Origin of the sequence: Mesorhizobium sp. M8A.F.Ca.ET.208.01.1.1 (assembly GCF_004791315.1) — a bacterium.
GTDB lineage: Bacteria > Pseudomonadota > Alphaproteobacteria > Rhizobiales > Rhizobiaceae > Mesorhizobium.
In genome coordinates, this window is the sequence record NZ_SRUT01000011.1 from 23781 (window position 1) to 41510 (window position 17730).

Genomic DNA, 17730 nt, shown 5'->3' on the forward strand with positions numbered 1-17730 from the left:
CCGGCCGCGGGCCTAGCTCTTGAGCAGCGCCGCGAGCCGTGGAATGCCCTCGGTCACGGCGCGGCGGTTGGCAAGCGTGAACGAGAGCCGCAGCGTGTTGCGCCCGGTGCCGTCGGCGTAGAAGGCATTGCCCGGCACGAAGGCGACGCGCGCCTCCTTCACCGACCGCGCCAGGAGTTCGGTGGCGTCGGTGCCTTCCGGCAACGTCACCCAGACGAACATGCCGCCTTCCGGGCGGCTCCAGGTCACGCCCTTCGGCATGTTGGCTTCCAGCGCATCGAGCAACCCGTCGCGGCGCTCGCGATAGGCGCCGATCAGCTTGTCCACCTGGCTGTCGAACACTGATTCGGCGACGCGGTGCATCACCATCTGGTTGACCGATGGGCTGTGCAGGTCGGAGGCCTGCTTCATCAGCACCAGCTTCTCGATCACGTGGCGCGGCGCGCAGACCCAGCCGACGCGCATGCCCGGCGACAGGATCTTCGAGAACGAGCCGCAATAGAGCGTGCGTGCCTTGTCGATGCCGCCGGAGCGCGCGCAGTCCAGTGCCAGGATCGGCGGCACGCCTTCGCCGTCATAACGCAGCGCCCGGTAGGCGGCGTCCTCGATGACGGCGATGTCGAGCTCGCCGGCAAGGTCGAGCACGGCCTCGCGCTGCTTTCGGTCCAGCGTGTTGCCGGTCGGATTGGCGAAGTCGGGCACCAGATAGGCGAACTTCACACGCCCGCCATTGGCGGCGGCAGCGGCGCGATAGGCCGCCGGCGTCATGTTGCCGCCTTCGGGGCGCAGCCGGTCGTAGCGTGGCTCATAGGCGTTGAAGGCCTGCAGCGCACCGAGATAGGTCGGCCATGTCACCAGCGCCGTATCGCCCGGCGACAGGAACAGCTTGCCGAGATAATCCAGCGCCTGCTGCGAGCCGGAGGTGATGAAGATGTTGGCCTCGTCGCAGGCGATGCCGAGCTTGCCCATCTGTCCGGCGAGCCACTTCCGCAGCGGCAGATAGCCTTCCGAGACCTGATACTGCAGCGCCGCCCCGGCTTCCGCCCCGCCCAGCACATCGGCATAGGCGTCGCGGATGGCATCGGCCGGAAACAGCGAGGGATCGGGAATGCCGCCGGCGAACGAGATGATGTCGGGCTGGTCGAGCAGCTTCAGCAGCTCGCGGATTTCCGACGCCTTCATGCGCGACGAACGCGACGCCAACAGGTTCAAAAGGGTCAAGACACGCCTCCCGGACGTTTTCTTATATAGGTCAACTTGGCTGACCTATATCCGCTCTTGCCGGCAAATTGAATAGTGCCTGAAACAATTCCCGCATGCGCCAGTCGCAAGGAGGCCTAAAGGCTCTTCTTGTAACCAATATGGCTGGCGGTGAAGCCGAGCCCTTCATAGAAGCGGTGCGCATGCGCCCGGCCCTTGTCGGTCGTGAGCTGGACAAGGCCGCAGCTTCGCGCCCGGCATTGCCCGATCGCCCATTCGAACATCTTCTTGCCGATGCCGCCGGAGCGCCTGCCGCCGGCAACGCGAACCGCCTCGATCTGCCCGCGCCACGCGCCCTTGCGCGAGAGCCCGGCAAGGAAGGTGATCTGCAAGGTACCGATCACCGCCGCGCCGTCGACGGCCACCGCAAGCAGCTGGTTTGGGTCGGCGTCGATGGCGTTGAAGGCATCGACATAGCCTTGCGCCAGCGGCAACGAGGCATCTTCGCGGCTCGCTCCCAGCGGATCATCGGCGAGCATGGCGACGATGGCCGGCAGGTCGGAGGCTTGCGCCTTGCGGAATTGGATGTTGGTCATGGCGGATGAGATACGGCCGGCAGTTCACCAGGGCAAGGTTCGGCTCCCCTTCCCCCTTCGTGGGGATGTTCCGGCTTGGCAACATGCTTCTCACGACAATGGGCTAGTGGCAGGCTGACATCAGATGTTAGGATGGTGAGGCACCTTCGAAGGTTAGCCTAAGCTATCCCATCTTCGTCATCCTAGGGCGAAGCAGGAGCGCAGCTCCGTCGCGGAGACCCTAGGATCCATGCCGGGACGCCTGCAACGACCAAAGCGGGGCAGGACACAACGCTACCACCCAGTGCCGCGGAACAACTCGAACCATTCCGGATTTGCTTTTTCGATCAGTTCGATCTTCCATTGTCGCGACCAGCGTTTTAGCGATTTCTCGCGCTGAATGGCATCGGTGATGTCGAAATATTCTTCATACCAGACCAGTCGCTGCACACCATATCGACTTGTGAAATACGAGCCTTTGCCGGACTTGTGCTCGGGCATGCGGCGACCGAGATCGTTCGTGACGCCGATATAGATGGTGCCACCCTTCTGGCTCGCGGTCATGTAGACATAGCCGGTCATAAGTTAAGGCTATCGGGTAACGCGTCGGGAGAACATCCTGGTTCCGCTGTGTTCCTCGGCGAACGGCACGGCATGGATCCTAGGGTCTGCGCTCCGTCGCTTCGCTCCTTGCTCCGCCCTAGGATGACGACGGTACGGATGCTCAGCCCAATTGTAGCTGCCACAGCCGCCGCACAGTATCACCAATCAATCCCCATCGGCAGGCTTGGCCTTGCCGCACTGCGCCAGCACTTTGCCGATGGCCGCGCTCGACCCCTTCAGAGGAAAGCTGATATCGCCATATTTCTCAGCGCTGACCGACACATCCCCCTTCGAGCGCAGCAGGTCGAGCAGCGGGTCGGCTTTCGCCAGATCGACCACGAAATAATTGTACATGGCCTCCAGTTGCAGCGTCTTGGTCACCGTCTTGCCATCGGCCTTGAAGTCGAACTCACCGCTGATGCCCGGCTCCAGTTGCTGGCCGCTGTCACCCAGATCGTAGCTCAGCACCGGATTGTCGAAACAGGCCAGCATCAGATGGGCATCGCCCTTCGGCCCGCCGCAGACCGAGGCGGTCAGCACCTTGCCGCCCTCGTCCTCTTCCATCCTGGCGCTCCAGCCGCAGGACGCGGCAAGAACCGGCTGCACGCCGAGCAATGCCGCCAAGGCGCCAGCGGCAACGAAATATCTTCTCATGACTCCCCCTTCGGGCATTTGCAGCACCCGCCGGCAGCATATAGGAAAAGCCGCTGAATGGCATTGCCGTCCGGCAAAGGCCGCGCGCCTTGGAGAGAGCGGTGTCGAGAGCCTGTGTTCGCCTGTGTCTTCTGACCGCCGCCCTGGTGGCCTTGCCGCTCGCCGCGCGGGCCGAATGGAAGCCGGTGGAGAAGGTCGAGACCTATGCCATTTCAGGCCAGTCCGGACCGGAACTCTACCGCTCGATCGGCGAGAATGGGCCGAATGTCGGCGTCGGCCGCGCTATCGCCCAAACCAATTTCAAGCTGACCTGGACCAGGGATTATCAGCCGCGTGCCGGAGCCTGCGTGCTGGTCTCGGCCAAGCCCAGGCTCATCATCACCTACACCTTGCCCAGCCCTTCCTCGCCGCTGCCTTCAGCCATCCAGAAGAACTGGGAGGTTTTCCTCGCCGGGGTCAGCGCCCACGAAAAGGTGCATGGCGCGACCATTGTCGACATGGTGCGCAAGATCGAGGCGGTGACAGTCGGCCTGACCGTCGCGGATGACCCCAAATGCAGCAAGATCCGGGCCGAGATGACCAGACGCCTGGCCGCGCTCTCGCAGGCGCAGCGCCAGGCAAGCCGCGATTTCGACCGCGTCGAACTCGGCCAGGGCGGCAATCTGCAGAAGCTCATTCTTGCCCTGGTGAATGGCGGCTGAGAACGGCCACCGCGCCACACGGCGCGGCGGCATGACCGCGGTCCGCTCTACCGGCTCAGATCCAGCGCCGCGCTCAGATCCCCCATCGGCGGTTCGCCATTGGCGGCCAGCGCCTTGTCGCGGGCGACGATGCCGGTCAGCACCGGCAGGTCGTAGCGCGCGGTGATGAAGCGCAGGATCGACGTCGTGTCGTACTGGGCGTGGTCGACCGTGCCCATCCTCGCATAGGGCGAGACGATGAAGGCCGGGATGCGGTTGCCCGGGCCCCAGCGGTCGGCCTTGGGCGGCGCGACGTGATCCCAGAAGCCGCCATTCTCGTCATAGGTGACGACCACCAGCATGTGGCCCCATTGCGGGCTCTTCTCCAGATGCGCGACGACGTCGGCCAGATGCTGGTCGCCGCTGGCCACGTCGGCATAGCCACCATGTTCATTGAGATTGCCTTGCGGCTTGTAGAAACTCACCGAGGGCAGCTTGCCGTCGTCGATCGCCTTGATGAACTCGGCGCCATCCAGGCCACCGTCCCGCAGATGCTCGGCCCGCGCGGCGGTGCCGGGTGCGTAAGCGGCGAAATAGTTGAAGGGCTGGTGGTGGAACTGGAAGTTCGGCACCGGCGTCGCGTTCTTGCCGTCCAGCGTTGCCTGCCAGGCGCCGGCGTACCAGGCCCAGTCGACGCCCTTCAGCGACAGGAGATCGCCGATGGTGATGTCGTGCTGCGGCGGCAGCGTGGTCGGCGCGGCCGGGTCGGCCAGCGCCTTGTCGCCGCCCTCGGCCGGTTTGTTGGCGCTCGGCTGATAAGGCGGCTGCATGGTGTTGACGGCATGGAAATCGGGTGTGATGGCGCCGTCATTGACGAATTTCGGCACGCCGCCGAGCGCCGATGCCGGCGAATTGTCGGCGACCTTCAAGGACGTGCCGTCGGCATCGACCACGGCGATCTGGCCCTTGATCGGACTGGTGTCGGCGTGCGGGTAGACCGGCGTACAGGCGCAGGCGAGCTGGAAATGGTTGAGGAAGGAGCCGCCGAAGGCGCCCTGGAAGAAATTGTCGGCCAGCACGTATTTCTTCGCCACCTGCCACATCGGCAGGCTCGAGCCGTCATAGTGGCCCATGACGAGGCCGCCGGAATCGGCCCAGGCGACGAATTTGTCGTTCTTCCCGCCGTCGATCTGCATCTGCTCCTGGTAGAAGCGGTGCCACAAGTCGTGGGTGATGACGTTGGTTCCCTCATGGAAGCCCTTGGGATCGTCAATGGCGAAGGCGGCGTTGGCGAGATGCGCGGTCTCGGACTCCGTCACCACGGGCGTGACGCCCTTGCCGGTCAGCCCGCCCCAGGCCGGCGGCAATTCGGTCAGCGGCTTGCCGTCGCGGTCGAGCTGGCGCGCCTGGTCGGCCGAGACATTGGCCAGGCCATTGGCGCCGGGGAAGCCGCCATAGAGATTATCGAAGCTGCGGTTTTCGGCATAGATGACGACGACGGTGTCGATCTTGTCGAAGCCGGGAGGGGCGGCATGGGCCGCCGCCGGGGGAAGCAGGGCCGAACCGGCCAGACCGAAGGAAGTGAGGAGCTTGAGCCTCGTCATGGGAAGACCTCGTGGCTTGACTGTGGCTGGAGGGCGCGGGGAACCATAGGGGCAGCTAACGTGGCTGCCTTGTCACCTTTGTGACAGCCGCCGCCACGGCGAACACGGTTTCGTGAGCACTGGAGCCGGTCATCAATCCGTTGCACTGCGTTCCTATTTCCGGACCAAAGCGGACCATGCCCATGACGACCAGACGATGGAAAAGCCTGATGATCGCCATTGCCGCGATCTCGACCTTTGGCCTTGCCGCGCCCGCGAATTCGGCGGGGCCGGATGGCTTCCATCCCGGCCCACTGTCGCGCGCCGAAGCCTTCGCGCGCGCCAAGGCGCTGACCGCCTTGGGGCGAAAAATGTTCTTCGACCCCTCGCTCTCGGCCTCGGGCAAGCAGGCCTGCTCGTCCTGTCATGATCCTAGCCATGCTTTCGGGCCGGCCTCGGCCACGCCGGTCGAAATGGGCGGGCCAAACCTCGACCAGCCCGGCGTGCGCGCCGTGCCATCGCTGCGTTATCTCCAGGCCGCGCCCGCCTTCACCGAGCATTTCCATGATTCCGAGGACGAGGGCGACGAAAGCGTCGACAACGGTCCGACCGGCGGCCTGACCTGGGACGGCCGCGCCGACCACGGCAAGGACCAGGCGAAAATCCCCCTGCTCTCGCCCTTCGAGATGGCCAACAAGGGTGCCGGGGCGGTCACCGCCGCCTTGCGCAAGTCGGCCTATGCCGGCGAGTTCAAGACGGTGTTCGGCAGGATGTCTTCAACCATCCCAACGATGCCTTCGACGCCGCCGCCGAGGCGCTCGGCACGTTCGAGCAGAGCGCGGCCGATTTCTATCCCTATTCCAGCCGCTACGACGCCTTCCTCGCCGGCAAGGCGACGTTGTCGACGCAGGAGCTGCATGGTCGCGCTCTGTTCGAGGACGAGAAAAAAGGCAATTGCGCCAGTTGCCACCTCAGCGAACCCGCCAATGACGGCGAGCCGCCGCAATTCACCGATTTCGGCCTGATCGCCATCGCCGTACCGCGCAACCCGGCAATCACGGCCAACACCGACCCAGCCTATGCCGATCTCGGCCTGTGCGGCCCGCTGCGCACTGATTTTCGCGGCCGCACCGACTATTGCGGCCTGTTCAAGACGCCGACGCTACGCAACGTCGCGCTGCGCAGGAGCTTCTTCCACAATGGCGAGTTACACACCTTGCGCGACGCGGTCGCCTTCTACGCCAGCCGCGATACCGATCCCGGCCGCTGGTATCCCAAGAATGCCGACGGCACGGTGAGGAAATATGACGACCTGCCAAAGGCTTACTGGCCGAACTTGAATCAGGCCCGCCCTTCGGCGGCAGGAGACCTGGCGGCAAGCCGGCGCTGACGGATGCCGAGATAGACGACATTGTCGCGTTCCTGCAGACGCTGACGGATGCAGACCAGGTGGCAGCGAAATAACCTGAGACGCGGCGGGACAGCGCCCCCCTCTGTCCTGCCGGACATCTCCCCCACGAGGGGGGAGATCAGCTTTGATTGCGGCTCTCGCCCATTGTTTCAACGTTCCAAAAAAGGGCGCGGGGCGCCAACACTGCAATCTCCCCCCTTGTAGGGGAGATGTCCGGCAGGACAGAGGGGCGCGCGAAGGAACACGACGCCCCTTAATATGTCACAGCGCCCGGATAACGCCCCCATCCACGCGGATACTCTGCCCCGTAATATAGCCCGCCCCTTCCGACGCCAGGAAAGCGATGGTCGCGGCGATCTCCTCCGATGTGCCGTAGCGTTGCATCGGCACGTTGTCGCGGCGCTCTTCGGTCGCTGGAAGGCTGTCGATCCAGCCGGGCAGCACATTGTTCATGCGCACATTGTCCGATGCATAGGTGTTGGAAAAAATCTTGGTGTAGGCGGCAAGGCCGGCGCGGAACACGGCCGAGGTCGGGAACATCGCGTTCGGCTCTGCCACCCACGCCGTCGAGATGTTGATGATGGCGCCGCCCTTCTGCTTGATCATCTGCGGCGCCACGATGCGCACCGGCCGGATGACGTTCATCAGGTAGACATCCATGCCGGTGTGCCACTGCTCGTCCGTGATCTCAAGGATCGGTGCGCGCGGCCCATGGCCGCCGCTGTTGACCAGCACGTCGATGCGGCCCCACTGCTCAAGCGTCAGGTCGGCGAGCCGCTGCAGATCGTCATTCGACTGGTTGGAGCCGGTGACGCCGATGCCGCCAAGCTCCTTGGCCAGCGCCTCGCCCTTGCCCGACGAGGACAGGATGGCGACCTTGAATCCCTCCGCCGCCAGGCGCTTCGCCGCCGCCGCCCCCATGCCGCTGCCGCCGGCAACGATGACGGCTGTCTTTTCTGAGCTCATGGATTTTCCTTTTTGGGTTGGCGGGAGTCGCGGTTTCAGCGGTCCTATAGCCGGTTTCGCCAGGCAGTTCGAACCAGAAAGACTGAATCGATCTGCAAAAAACTTGGGCGGGTGGCGCTGCCCTCATTGCCCTGCCGGGCATTTCTCGCCGTATAGTGACGGGGAGAAAGAAGCCGGTCGCAACGCCGGCGCCCTTACTTGCGACGTTGGGGATTGGCGAAATCATCCGCCACAGCCCCCCTCTCCCCGTCACTTTACGGGGAGAGGATGCCGGCAGGCAGGTGAGGGGCAGCGCCGACATCAGCCAATTGCAACTGACGCGGCCAATCGCCCCCTACCCTTCCACCGTCTCCAGCACGGAGAGCAGCGTGCCTTCCATATCGGGTTCGTCGCCGGAGCAGACGCACAGCATCTCTGCGTCGCCCTCGCCCACCGACAGGTAGGCGTGGCCCATGGTGGAATCGATGTAGACGCTCTCGCCCACTTTCAGCCGCACCGGCGCGTACTGGTCGGTGTGCAGTTCGATCTCGCCCTTGAGCACGATCAGGAATTCCTCCCCGGCATGCCTGGTCAGGGGGCCGAATTCCTCCGGCGTGCGGGCGCGCGCATAGGCGTGGATCGGCACCATGCGCTTGCGCACAAGGTCGGTGGCTAGATACCGGTAGTCGTAGTTGCGGGTCAGCTGGCGCAGCGTGTTGGATTGCGAGGTTACCGACCGGCGGGTGCGCGCCGCCGGTTGCTTGCGGTCGCCGCTGAGGAGTTCCGTTACATGGATGCCGAGCCCCTCGCAGATCTGCAACAGCTTGTCGTAGCTCAGCGACATCTGGTCGTTCTCGACCTTGGACAGCGTCGACACCGCGACGCCGGTGAGAGTGCTGACCTCCTGCAAGGTCCACCCATGTCTCTTTCTCAAAGAACGCAGACAATCACCGAGGTTCGGTTGCTCCGACATTGTCAGCTCCATGGCGCGGCGGTCAGGCCGTTTGTCCGCCCTAGGTAGTCGAACTCCTGACCGCCATCAACAACACCAACAATTTTCTTATACGCTAAATATTGACTGGATACGAAATTATTTTTACGACTGGAGGATGCGGTCGAACTCTCCCGGAAAAATCATCGTCATCGGTGGCGGCATTGCCGGCCTCTCGCTTGCCGCCGAGATGGCGGACTGGGCCGAAGTCACCGTCATCGAACGCGAACCGCATCTCGGCTACCATGCCAGCGGCCGCTCCGCCGCCCTGTTCAGCGAGACCTATGGCAACCGCCTGGTGCGCGCGCTGACGCTGGCCAGCCGGCAGGCAATAGCCGACGGCGGCTTCGCCGCCCATCGGCGCGGCGCATTGCATGTCGGCTGGACGGGTGACGACGCTGCCATCGACCGGCTGGCCGGCGAATTGCAGGCGCTGGTGCCCAGCGTGCGCCGCCTGTCGGCGGCCGAGCTTCACGCGCTGGTCCCGGTCATAGCCAGGGAAGCCACCTGCGGCGGCGTTTACGAGCCGGACGCGGTGGATGTCGACACGGGCAAGATGCTGGCGGCAAGCGCCTCGGCGCTGAAAGCCGGCGGCGGCATCATCCGCACCGGCGAGGAAGTCCGCGCCATCTCGCCCGACGGCCGCGGCCTGCGGGTGGAAACGAGCGCCGGGGTCTACTCGGCAGACATCGTCGTCAACGCCGCCGGCGCCTGGGTCGATGTCGTCGCCGGCCTGGCCGGTCTTTCCGGCCTCGGCTTCCAGCCGAAACGGCGCACCGCCTTCCTGTTCGATGCGCCCGCCGGGGCGGACATATCCAACTGGCCGCTGGTGGTCGACCTGCACGAACAGTTCTATTTCAAGCCCGATGCCGGCAGGCTGATCGGCTCGCTGGCCGACGAGACGGATTCCGAACCTTGCGACGCATGGCCGGAAGACATCGACGTCGCCATCGCCGTCGACCGCATCGAGCAGGCAACGTCGATGCGCATCGGCCGTCCGTCGACGCCATGGGCCGGCCTGCGCACCTTCGCGCCCGACCGCACGCCTGTCGCCGGCTTCGACCCGCGCCTGCCCGGCTTCTTCTGGCTCGGCGGCCAGGGCGGCTACGGTTTTCAGGTGTCGCTGACACTGGCCAGGATGAGCGCGGCGCTGATACGCGGCGAGCCCCTGCCCGCGGATGTCGCGGCGCTCGGCGTCACCGCCGCGGCGCTGGCGCCCGACCGCTTCCTTGCCCCGGCAGCGACGCCATGAAGTTCCTTCCCTCAACCCCGAATGTGCCATCAGGAGCGTTTGCGATGAAATCCCTGCGCGCAGTGCTTGCCTCATCCCTTCTGGACCCATCCCTTCTGGCCTCGACCCTTCTGGCCTCGTCCGTCCTTCTCGGCGGGCAGGCCTATGCCAAGACCCTGGTCTATTGCTCGGAAGCCAATCCCGAGACCTTCAACCCGGCGATCGGCATCGCCGATTCGACCATGGATGCAGCCGCCAAGACGATCTTCAACCGGCTGGTCGAGTTCAAGCCGGGCACGACGGAGGTGGGTCCGGCGTTGGCCGAAAGCTGGGATGTTTCGCCCGATGGCAAGACCTACACCTTCCATCTCAGGCACGGCGTGAAATTCCAGTCGAACGAGCATTTCACCCCGACGCGCGATTTCGACGCGGACGACGTGCTCTACACCTTCAACCGCCAGCGCGACGCCGACAATCCCTACCACAAGCTCGGCGGCGGCGCTTACGAGTACTTCAACGCACTGGGCATGGGCACGCTGATCGACAAGATAGACAAGGTCGACGACCACACGGTGCGCTTCACGCTGACGGCTCCCAACGTCACCTTCCTGGCCGGGCTGGCGCTCGACTATCTCTCCATCCTGTCGCTGGAGCAGACGCAAAAGATGGTCGCGGCCGGCACGCCCGAACTGATCGACAGCATGCCGGTCGGCACCGGCCCGTTCGTGCTTCAGGCCTATGTTCCCGACAGCCAGGTCCGCTACGCCGCCAACAAGGATTACTGGCGCGGCGCGCCGAAGATCGACACGCTGGTCTTCGCCGTCACGCCCGAGCCGACCACCCGCGTCGAGCGCATCAAGGCCAATGAATGCCAGGTCGCCGCGCCGCCGCCGCCAAGCGCGGTCGCCGATCTGCGCGGCGACCCCGACATCACGGTGCTCGATCTCAAGGGCCAGAACATCGGCATCCTCGGCTTCAACGTCGAACACCAGCCGCTGGGCGACGTGCGCGTGCGCACGGCACTGGCCAAGGCCATCGACCGCAAGGCGATCGTCGAAGCGGTCTATGCCGGCGCCGGCACCGTAGCCGGCAGCGTCGTGCCGCCGGCGCAGCTCGGCGCCGTCACCGATGCCGGCATCGACTATGATCCCGATGGCGCCAAGAAGCTGCTGAAGGAGGCCGGCCACGAAAACGGCCTCAAGATCAGCCTGTGGGCGATGCCGGTGTCGCGCCCCTACAACCCCAACGCCAAGCGCATGGCCGAGATGATTCAGGCCGACTGGGCAAAGGTCGGCGTGCACTCGGAGATCGTCAGCTTCGAATGGGGCGAATATCTCAAGCGCACCGCGGCGGGCGAACAGGACACGTTCCTGCTCGGCGGCAGCAGCGACAATGGCGACCCCGACAACATGCTGAGCTATCTCCTGTCCTGCGACGGCGTGAAGGGCGGCTCCAACCGCTCGCGCTGGTGCGACAAGGATTTCGAAAAACTGCTGGACGAAGGCCGCGTCGCCGCCGACCCGAAAGAACGCGCCGCGATCTACGGCAAGGCGCAGGCGATCCTGAAGGCCGAGGTGCCGGTGGCGCCGATCGCCCATTCGATGGTGGCGATCCCGATCCGCAAGAGCGTGCTGAATTATGTGCTCGACCCCTTCGGCCGGCAGAATTTCGCTGCGGTCGACATGGCGGAATAGAGCGGAGCGCCGCCCTTCCCTTCTCCCCTTGTGGGAGAAGGTGGCCTCGCGAGGCGAGGTCGGATGAGGGGTGTTCCAGGGAACGCCAACGCCTCACTCCGTCACGCACCCCTCATCCGTCTCGGCGCTGCGCGCCGATCCACCTTCTCCCACAAGGGGAGAAGGAAAAAGGAAAGCGAGACATCCATGCCAAAGAACCTGAACGTCCTCCTCGACACCTACCTCGCCGACGGCGCTGTCGGTGCTTCGCTCGCCTATGCCAAGGGTGGCTCAACACCAACGGCCCTTACCGCCGGCCTCGCCGACCGCGCGCATGGCACCCCTGTCAATTCAGACCAACTGTTCAAGATCGGCAGTTGCACCAAGACCTTCGTCGCCGCCGCCCTGGTCAAGCTCGCCGAGACCGGCAAGCTCGACCTTGGCGCGCCGATCTCCTCCTGGTTCGCGGACCTGCCCGGCGCCAGGGATATTTCGGTGCGCCAGCTGATCAACCATCGCAGCGGCCTGCCGGAATTCGAATATTACATTCCGATGGACCCGACCCGGCAATGGACGCCGCGACAGCTGGTCGACATCGCCTTCGCCTCCGACAAGCAGAAGGCGCCGGGCGGACCCGCCGTCTACAACAACACCGGTTATGTCCTGGCCGGCATGGTGATCGAGGCCGTCACCGGCCAGCCGCTGGGCGCCTATGTCAGAAGCGCGATCCTTGACCCGCTCGGCCTGGAGAACACCTGGTCGCCGGCGACCGAACCCTTCCCGGAAACATCGATGGTGCGCGGCTATTACCACCGGCCGCCGCCGGCGTCGAACGCGCCCACCGACATCGCCTCGGGCGGCGAGATGTGGCGCATGGACGGCGTGCTGCCCTATTCCGACGAACTGCAGGACTCTTCGGATTCCTTCCCGTTCGGCGCCGCCTATGGCTGCGGCGACATGGTGTCGACGCCATCCGACATGGTGGGCTTCATGCGGGGCCTGTTCTGCGGCAAGCTGTTGTATCAGCCCTTCTTCGCCGAGATGTTCGAACACCGCGTGCCGGCGAGTTTTCCAGGCACGCGCATGCGCGAGACGGGTGCCGGCATGTTCCAGAGTACCTATGCCGACCGTGCCTTCTATGGGCATCAGGGCAGCATTCCAGGCTATGTCGCCGTCATGCTGCACGATCCCGAGACGGACCTCACCATCGCCATGACCAGCAATGTCGGCTCCGGCAATCGCCTCTCCTTCCAGGCCAGCGGCCTGCATCCGGTCGTCGATCAGGCGATCCGCATCATTCTCGACTGACCGCGTTCAGCCGCCCTGCCCGGACGATGGATCGGGCAGGCCCGGCAGCATCTGGCTCAGCACCCGGTCGCGAAGGAAGACGTGATGGAAGATGGCGGCGGCCGCGTGCAGGCCGGCGAGCCACATGATGATATCGCCGAGCGTGCCGTGGATCTCGGTCAGCGGAGCGCCCCAGGTGCCGGAAAACGGACCGATCGCTCCCAGCCCATAGACAGTGACCGGATGGCCGCCGAATAAGGCGCCGGCCATGGCTGTCGCCGGCACCGCGAACAGCAGCGCATAGAGCGCCCAATGCGTTGCCTTGGAAGCGACCTCCATCCAGGCCGGCATGACCGGAGCATCGGGAATGCGATCGAACCGGCGCCAGATCAGGCGAATGACCAGCAGACAGAAAACGGCGAAGCCGAGCGACTCGTGCAGCAGCAGCGTCGACGCCCTGGCCGCTGAATAGACCCGCTCCGGAGGACCACCCGCGGAGACCAGGAAGGCAATGAGCACCAGCAGTGCCGTCAGCCAGTGAAATGCCTGGGCGAGGCGTCCATAGCGGGTTGTCGTACCGGATAGCGACATGCGAGAACTCCAAAGCTGTTTGACATCTCCCATCGCCCTCGAATGTGGCCTTATTTCATCTGTCCTCAAATGACATGGGTTGCCGCGGGACGGCGGTGCTGTGTTCGCCGGCGGCTGGCAAGGACCTAGCCTTGCTCCGTCCAGATCAGGCGCAGCAGGCGAAGCAGCGTTGCCCGCTCCTTGGCTGTCAGCCGATGCAGGAACCGGTCTTCGTGCCGGCGAACCTGTTGCCGCCATCCGGGCATGGCCTTGCGTGCGGCCGCTGTCAGAGTCAGCACCTGTACGCGCTTGTCGTCGGCATGGTCGTCGCGCTCGACCAGCCCCCGCCCCTCGAGTTCAGCGAGCAGCGGCGCCATGTTGGCGCTCTTCATGCCGAGCTGGCGGCAAAGTTCCGCGGCACGGATGCCGGGCTGTTCGTCGATCAGCGCCAGCATGCCGTAGGTGACCGGGCGCAGCGCCGCATCGGCCAGTTCGACCGCGAAATCACTCAAGGCCAAGGTCGAGGCACGCCTGAGATTGTAGCCGATCTGCGCATCGAGCGCGTCTTCGGCCATCGCCCCCGGCTCACCAGGATCGGGGCGCGCGCTGGGATCGGTGTGAATCTCTTCCATGTTGAACCGATCGCCGCGATCAAAGTCCTTGTCAAGCAGAAAAGACTATGCGACATAGCAAATATATAGCTATGCATCATAGCAATTTCCGTGCATGTGAAATCCATGGGAGGACACTGACCATGACCGAAGAGCCCGTTGCCTTCGATGTCGAGAATGGCATCGCCTGGGTGCGATTCAACCGGCCGGACAAGCGCAATTGCATGAACCCGCCGCTCAACCGGCGCATGATGGAGGTTCTGGACGCGCTCGAATTCCGCGACGATGTCGGCGTGCTGGTGCTATCGGGCGAAGGCAGCGCCTGGTCGGCGGGCATGGATCTCAAGGAGTATTTCCGCGAGACCGAAGCCAAGGGCCTCGGCGCCATCCGCAAGGCGCAGTCCGAAGCCTATGGCTGGTGGCGGCGCCTGCGCTGGTATGGCAAGCCGACCATCGCCATGGTCAATGGCTGGTGTTTCGGCGGCGGCTATGGTCCGCTCTTTGCCTGCGATCTCGCCTTTGCCGCCGACGAGGCGCAATTCGCCTTGTCCGAGATCAATTGGGGCATCCTGCCCGGCGGCGGCGCCACCAAGGTGGTGGTCGATCTCCTGTCGATGCGCGACGCCATGTACCACGCGCTGACCGGCGAGCTCATCGACGGCAGGAAAGCCGCCGCCTGGAAGCTGGTCAATGAAAGCCTGCCGCTGGCCGATCTGAAGACGCGTGTCACCGAGGTCGCGAACGTTCTTTTGAAGAAGAACCCGATTGCCCTGAAGGCGACCAAGGATGCCATCCGCCGTGTCGCCGAGATGACCTACGACAATGCCGAGGACTATCTCGTGCGGGCGCAGGAAGCGGCCAACTTCCATGACAATGACGGCCGCAAGGAAGGCATCCGCCAGTTCATCGACGAGAAGAGCTACAGACCGGGTCTTGGCGCCTACGACAAGGCCAGATGACGCAATAAACCATCGACGCAATCTGGGAGGAGATGCGAATGCCGGCCTGGACGACATCGGATCCCGTGGCCCTGCACGCCGGGACGCAGCCGGATCGTCTTGCCTGCGTCGACCTGGCATCCGGCCGGCGCTGGACTTATGCGGCGCTCGACCGGACCATCCAGCGCGCCGTCGGCGTCCTCGAAACCGCCTGGGGCCTCGAACAGGGGCAGCGGATCGCCACGCTTGCCCGCAACAGCGCCGACCTGCTTATCTGCAGCAGGCCGCGATGCGGCTCGGCGCCATGTTCGTGCCGCTCAACTGGCGTCTCGCCGGCGCCGAACGGCAGGCGATCCTGGCCGATTGCGGCCCTGTGTTGCTGCTGCATGACGCGCCACTCGAAATGACATTGCCGGTAGGCTGCCTGTCGGTCGAAGTCGCGGCCTTCGCAAGGGCGGTCGAGGCCCAGGCGCCGGCGGCGCGCCGTCCCTTGCCGGACAGTGATGTCCCGTCGATCATCCTCTACACGTCGGGCACCTCGGGCCGGCCGAAAGGCGTCGTCGTCACGGAGCGCAACGCCTTGGCCACGGCGGTCAATTTCGGCGTGCTCGGGCGCGTCGGCAATGCCAGCGTCTTCCTCTGCGATGCACCGATGTTCCACGTCATCGGTCTCGTCACCAGCCTGCGCCCACCGCTGCTGCAAGGCGGCACGGTGCTGATCTCGCCCGGCTTCGATGCCGCTGCCACCAACCGCCGCCTGGCCGACCCCACGCTTGGCGTCACCCATTATTTCTGCGTGCCGCAGATGGCCAGGATGCTGCGAGAACACCCCGACTTCGCGCCGGCGCGCTGGACGTCCCTCACCGCCATCTTCACCGGCGGCGCGCCGAACCCGGCCATCGACATCAACTGGTGGCTGGCGCAAGGCGTCCGCATGGTCGATGGCTTCGGCATGACGGAAGCCGGCACCGTGCTTGGCATGCCGGTCGAGGCCGAACGGATCGCCCGCAAGGCCGGCTCGGCCGGCCTGCCGGCGCCGACGATCGGCCTGCGCATTGTCGACGACGACGGCCAGGACGTCGCCGCCGGTGAACCGGGCGAGATATGGCTGTCCGGCCCCTCGATCACGCCGGGCTACTGGAAGCGGCCGGAAGAGACGGCGCGCGCCTTCACCAGCGATGGCTGGTTCCGCACCGGCGACATCGCGCGGCGCGATGACGAAGGCTTCATCACCCTCGTCGACCGCCGCAAGGACATGTTCATCTCCGGCGGCGAGAACGTCTATCCCATGGAAATCGAGATGGTGCTGCTCGACCATCCCGACATCGCCGAAGCCGCCGTGATCGGCGTCGCCGACGAGCGCTGGGGCGAAGTCGGCCGCGCCTTCATCGTGGTCAAATCCGGTCGGGTCCTGGATCCGGCCGCTCTGGCAAGTCACTGCGCCGCCCACATCGCCCGTTACAAGGTGCCGAAACAGTTCTTGCTTATCGAGGAGCTGCCGCGCACCGCCTCCGGCAAGATCCAGAAACACGTTTTGCGTGCCTGGACAGCACCGGACGGGCAGCGAGTCTAGGCGGGCCACGGTTCAGCTCATACTCGTGGAGCGAAACATCGCCACGGCCGCGGCCACGATCTGCGCATTGTCCTTCGCCACCGTTCCATCGGCGAGCGTCTTGCCGTCTTCCAGTCCGACCCGCGTCGACCAGCGCTTTTGCCGCGCAAGTTCCACGAACGGCCAGACCGTCGCATCGACGCCGTGCAGCAGGATTGGCCGCCGCACGCCCGCGCGTTCGAGGACGGCGGCGATGCCGTGCGCCTCGTCGAGGGCCGTGGGCAGGTCCGGCATGTCGATCTCGATCAGGATGCGCAGCACGCGGCCATGATCGGCCAGCGCCACGAAGCGCTCCGCATCTTCCGTGGTGGCAAGCCCCGCCTCGATGCCGACGCCCTGCCCGCGCAACAACTCCATCACGGCGGGCGCGTCGGCTTCCGAGAGATTGACCGAGGCGTAGTCGGGCAGTTCGCGCCAGGCCGCGATCGCCGCGCGGGTCCGCGCCACATCGTTCTCGATCCAGGCGCCGGTCGACACGCCTATCAATGTGCCCGGACAGGCCTGGCGCACGGCAAGGACCGTCATATCCACCGCCGCCAGGCTTTCGCTCCCGTCGGCGCCACGCGGATGGATGTGCAGTTCGGCCGCACCCGCGGCAACGCAGGCCGCCGCGTCGCCGGCCATCGCTTGCGCCGTCAGCGGCAGGCTGGGATGGAAATCGCGCGGACGCGCGCCGTTGATGCAGGCCTGGACGATCATCGATTTCACCTCGGACAAAAGAGCGCAGTCTAGCCGCGCCGCCACACCGCGCAAAGCCGCGGCGCCGCCACTCCTGACACGGCGGCGCCATCGCCGCGCGGTATTTGCCAGCATTTGAATAAAAGGCGCCTGTGGATATTTACCCCACCTTGCGCCAGGCCAGCCAAAATACATTAGGGCGGGATCATGGAGGGACCATTGACCAGCGATTTTTCAGCCGCCCGGCTCCATCTCGAACGCGCCTACCACTATCTGCGCGGCAATGACGAGGCGAGCCGTTCGACTTGCGAGGCCCTCGACCTGTTGATCGAGACGGTGGCGGAAGCACAGCACAGGAAGCCGGAACCCGAGGTACTGGAATTTTCGCGAGTGGCGGCGCGCCGGCTCGGCTGAACAGAACGCGTCGCGCTGAACGGATTCAGTCTGCGCATCAAGCCTTCGTCTTCACGCATGTCGCTATCCAGGTC

Annotated in this window: 17 protein-coding genes and 2 pseudogenes; 9 read left to right on the top strand and 10 right to left on the bottom strand. The window is 65.0% G+C overall.

Annotated features, from left to right (window positions below; genetic code table 11):
* Positions 1-12: 12 nt before the first annotated feature.
* The 4 genes from EN851_RS30255 to EN851_RS30270 form a co-directional block, all read right to left on the bottom strand.
* A complete protein-coding gene (locus EN851_RS30255; protein ID WP_189521967.1) occupies positions 13-1182 on the bottom strand; it encodes a PLP-dependent aminotransferase family protein in 1170 nt (389 codons plus the stop codon).
* Between the two features lie 155 nt (positions 1183-1337).
* Positions 1338-1796 (bottom strand): GNAT family N-acetyltransferase, encoded by a 459-nt coding sequence (locus EN851_RS30260; RefSeq protein WP_135882101.1) that lies wholly within the window; start codon positions 1794-1796, stop codon positions 1338-1340.
* Between the two features lie 273 nt (positions 1797-2069).
* Positions 2070-2357, bottom strand: a complete 288-nt coding sequence (locus tag EN851_RS30265; RefSeq protein ID WP_127280753.1) for a GIY-YIG nuclease family protein — start codon at positions 2355-2357, stop codon at positions 2070-2072.
* 186 nt (positions 2358-2543) lie between these two features.
* Positions 2544-3032 carry a hypothetical protein gene (locus tag EN851_RS30270; RefSeq protein WP_245520837.1) on the bottom strand — a complete coding sequence of 163 codons (489 nt, stop codon included), beginning with the start codon at positions 3030-3032 and terminating at the stop codon, positions 2544-2546.
* 101 nt (positions 3033-3133) lie between these two features.
* Here EN851_RS30270 and EN851_RS30275 point away from each other — a divergent pair, with 101 nt between their 5' ends.
* Entirely contained in the window at positions 3134-3733 is a 600-nt protein-coding gene (locus EN851_RS30275) for a DUF922 domain-containing protein (RefSeq protein WP_135930642.1), read from the top strand.
* Positions 3734-3780: 47 nt separating this feature from the next.
* Here EN851_RS30275 and EN851_RS30280 read toward each other — a convergent pair whose 3' ends face one another.
* On the bottom strand, positions 3781-5316 hold the full coding sequence (locus tag EN851_RS30280) for an acid phosphatase (protein WP_135930643.1): 1536 nt from the start codon (positions 5314-5316) through the stop codon (positions 3781-3783).
* Positions 5317-5525: 209 nt separating this feature from the next.
* On the opposite strand from EN851_RS30280, the pseudogene EN851_RS30285 reads away from it, so the two are divergent.
* Positions 5526-6759, top strand: a pseudogene (locus EN851_RS30285) (cytochrome c peroxidase).
* A 208-nt stretch (positions 6760-6967) separates the two neighbouring features.
* Here the strand turns inward: EN851_RS30285 and EN851_RS30295 are convergent.
* Both EN851_RS30295 and EN851_RS30300 read right to left on the bottom strand, forming a co-directional pair.
* Positions 6968-7672 (bottom strand): SDR family oxidoreductase, encoded by a 705-nt coding sequence (locus tag EN851_RS30295; protein WP_135930644.1) that lies wholly within the window; start codon positions 7670-7672, stop codon positions 6968-6970.
* 334 nt (positions 7673-8006) lie between these two features.
* Positions 8007-8624, bottom strand: coding sequence for an XRE family transcriptional regulator (locus EN851_RS30300; RefSeq protein WP_135930645.1), 618 nt, complete (start codon positions 8622-8624; stop codon positions 8007-8009).
* A 136-nt stretch (positions 8625-8760) separates the two neighbouring features.
* Between EN851_RS30300 and EN851_RS30305 the strand changes: the two genes are divergently transcribed.
* The 3 genes from EN851_RS30305 to EN851_RS30315 all read left to right on the top strand — a co-directional run bounded on the left by EN851_RS30305 (position 8761) and on the right by EN851_RS30315 (position 12854).
* Positions 8761-9894: an FAD-binding oxidoreductase gene (locus tag EN851_RS30305; RefSeq protein WP_135930646.1), complete on the top strand. Its 1134-nt coding sequence runs from the start codon at positions 8761-8763 to the stop codon at positions 9892-9894.
* A gap of 44 nt (positions 9895-9938) precedes the next feature.
* Positions 9939-11567, top strand: coding sequence for an ABC transporter substrate-binding protein (locus EN851_RS30310; protein WP_135882030.1), 1629 nt, complete (start codon positions 9939-9941; stop codon positions 11565-11567).
* Positions 11568-11753: 186 nt separating this feature from the next.
* Positions 11754-12854 carry a serine hydrolase domain-containing protein gene (locus EN851_RS30315; protein WP_135930647.1) on the top strand — a complete coding sequence of 367 codons (1101 nt, stop codon included), beginning with the start codon at positions 11754-11756 and terminating at the stop codon, positions 12852-12854.
* A gap of 6 nt (positions 12855-12860) precedes the next feature.
* On the opposite strand, the gene EN851_RS30320 is transcribed toward EN851_RS30315, so the two are convergent.
* The gene (locus tag EN851_RS30320; protein WP_135916742.1) at positions 12861-13424 is read right to left on the bottom strand and encodes a cytochrome b; all 564 of its coding nucleotides are present in this window, start codon (positions 13422-13424) and stop codon (positions 12861-12863) included.
* Positions 13425-13549: 125 nt separating this feature from the next.
* Entirely contained in the window at positions 13550-14035 is a 486-nt protein-coding gene (locus EN851_RS30325) for a MarR family transcriptional regulator (RefSeq protein ID WP_245520838.1), read from the bottom strand.
* 122 nt (positions 14036-14157) lie between these two features.
* On the opposite strand from EN851_RS30325, the gene EN851_RS30330 reads away from it, so the two are divergent.
* The 3 genes and pseudogenes from EN851_RS30330 to EN851_RS37925 all read left to right on the top strand — a co-directional run bounded on the left by EN851_RS30330 (position 14158) and on the right by EN851_RS37925 (position 16525).
* The gene (locus EN851_RS30330) at positions 14158-14973 is read left to right on the top strand and encodes a p-hydroxycinnamoyl CoA hydratase/lyase (RefSeq protein WP_135930648.1); all 816 of its coding nucleotides are present in this window, start codon (positions 14158-14160) and stop codon (positions 14971-14973) included.
* Between the two features lie 38 nt (positions 14974-15011).
* Positions 15012-16033 (top strand): annotated as a pseudogene (locus tag EN851_RS37920) (AMP-binding protein); the annotation flags it as partial.
* A 219-nt stretch (positions 16034-16252) separates the two neighbouring features.
* Positions 16253-16525, top strand: a complete 273-nt coding sequence (locus EN851_RS37925; RefSeq protein WP_348630741.1) for a hypothetical protein — start codon at positions 16253-16255, stop codon at positions 16523-16525.
* Positions 16526-16537: 12 nt separating this feature from the next.
* Here the strand turns inward: EN851_RS37925 and EN851_RS30340 are convergent, their stop codons facing one another.
* Positions 16538-17263, bottom strand: coding sequence for a 3-keto-5-aminohexanoate cleavage protein (locus tag EN851_RS30340; protein WP_135930649.1), 726 nt, complete (start codon positions 17261-17263; stop codon positions 16538-16540).
* A gap of 198 nt (positions 17264-17461) precedes the next feature.
* On the opposite strand from EN851_RS30340, the gene EN851_RS30345 reads away from it, so the two are divergent.
* A complete protein-coding gene (locus tag EN851_RS30345; protein WP_189521960.1) occupies positions 17462-17656 on the top strand; it encodes a hypothetical protein in 195 nt (64 codons plus the stop codon).
* Positions 17657-17730: the final 74 nt, after the last annotated feature.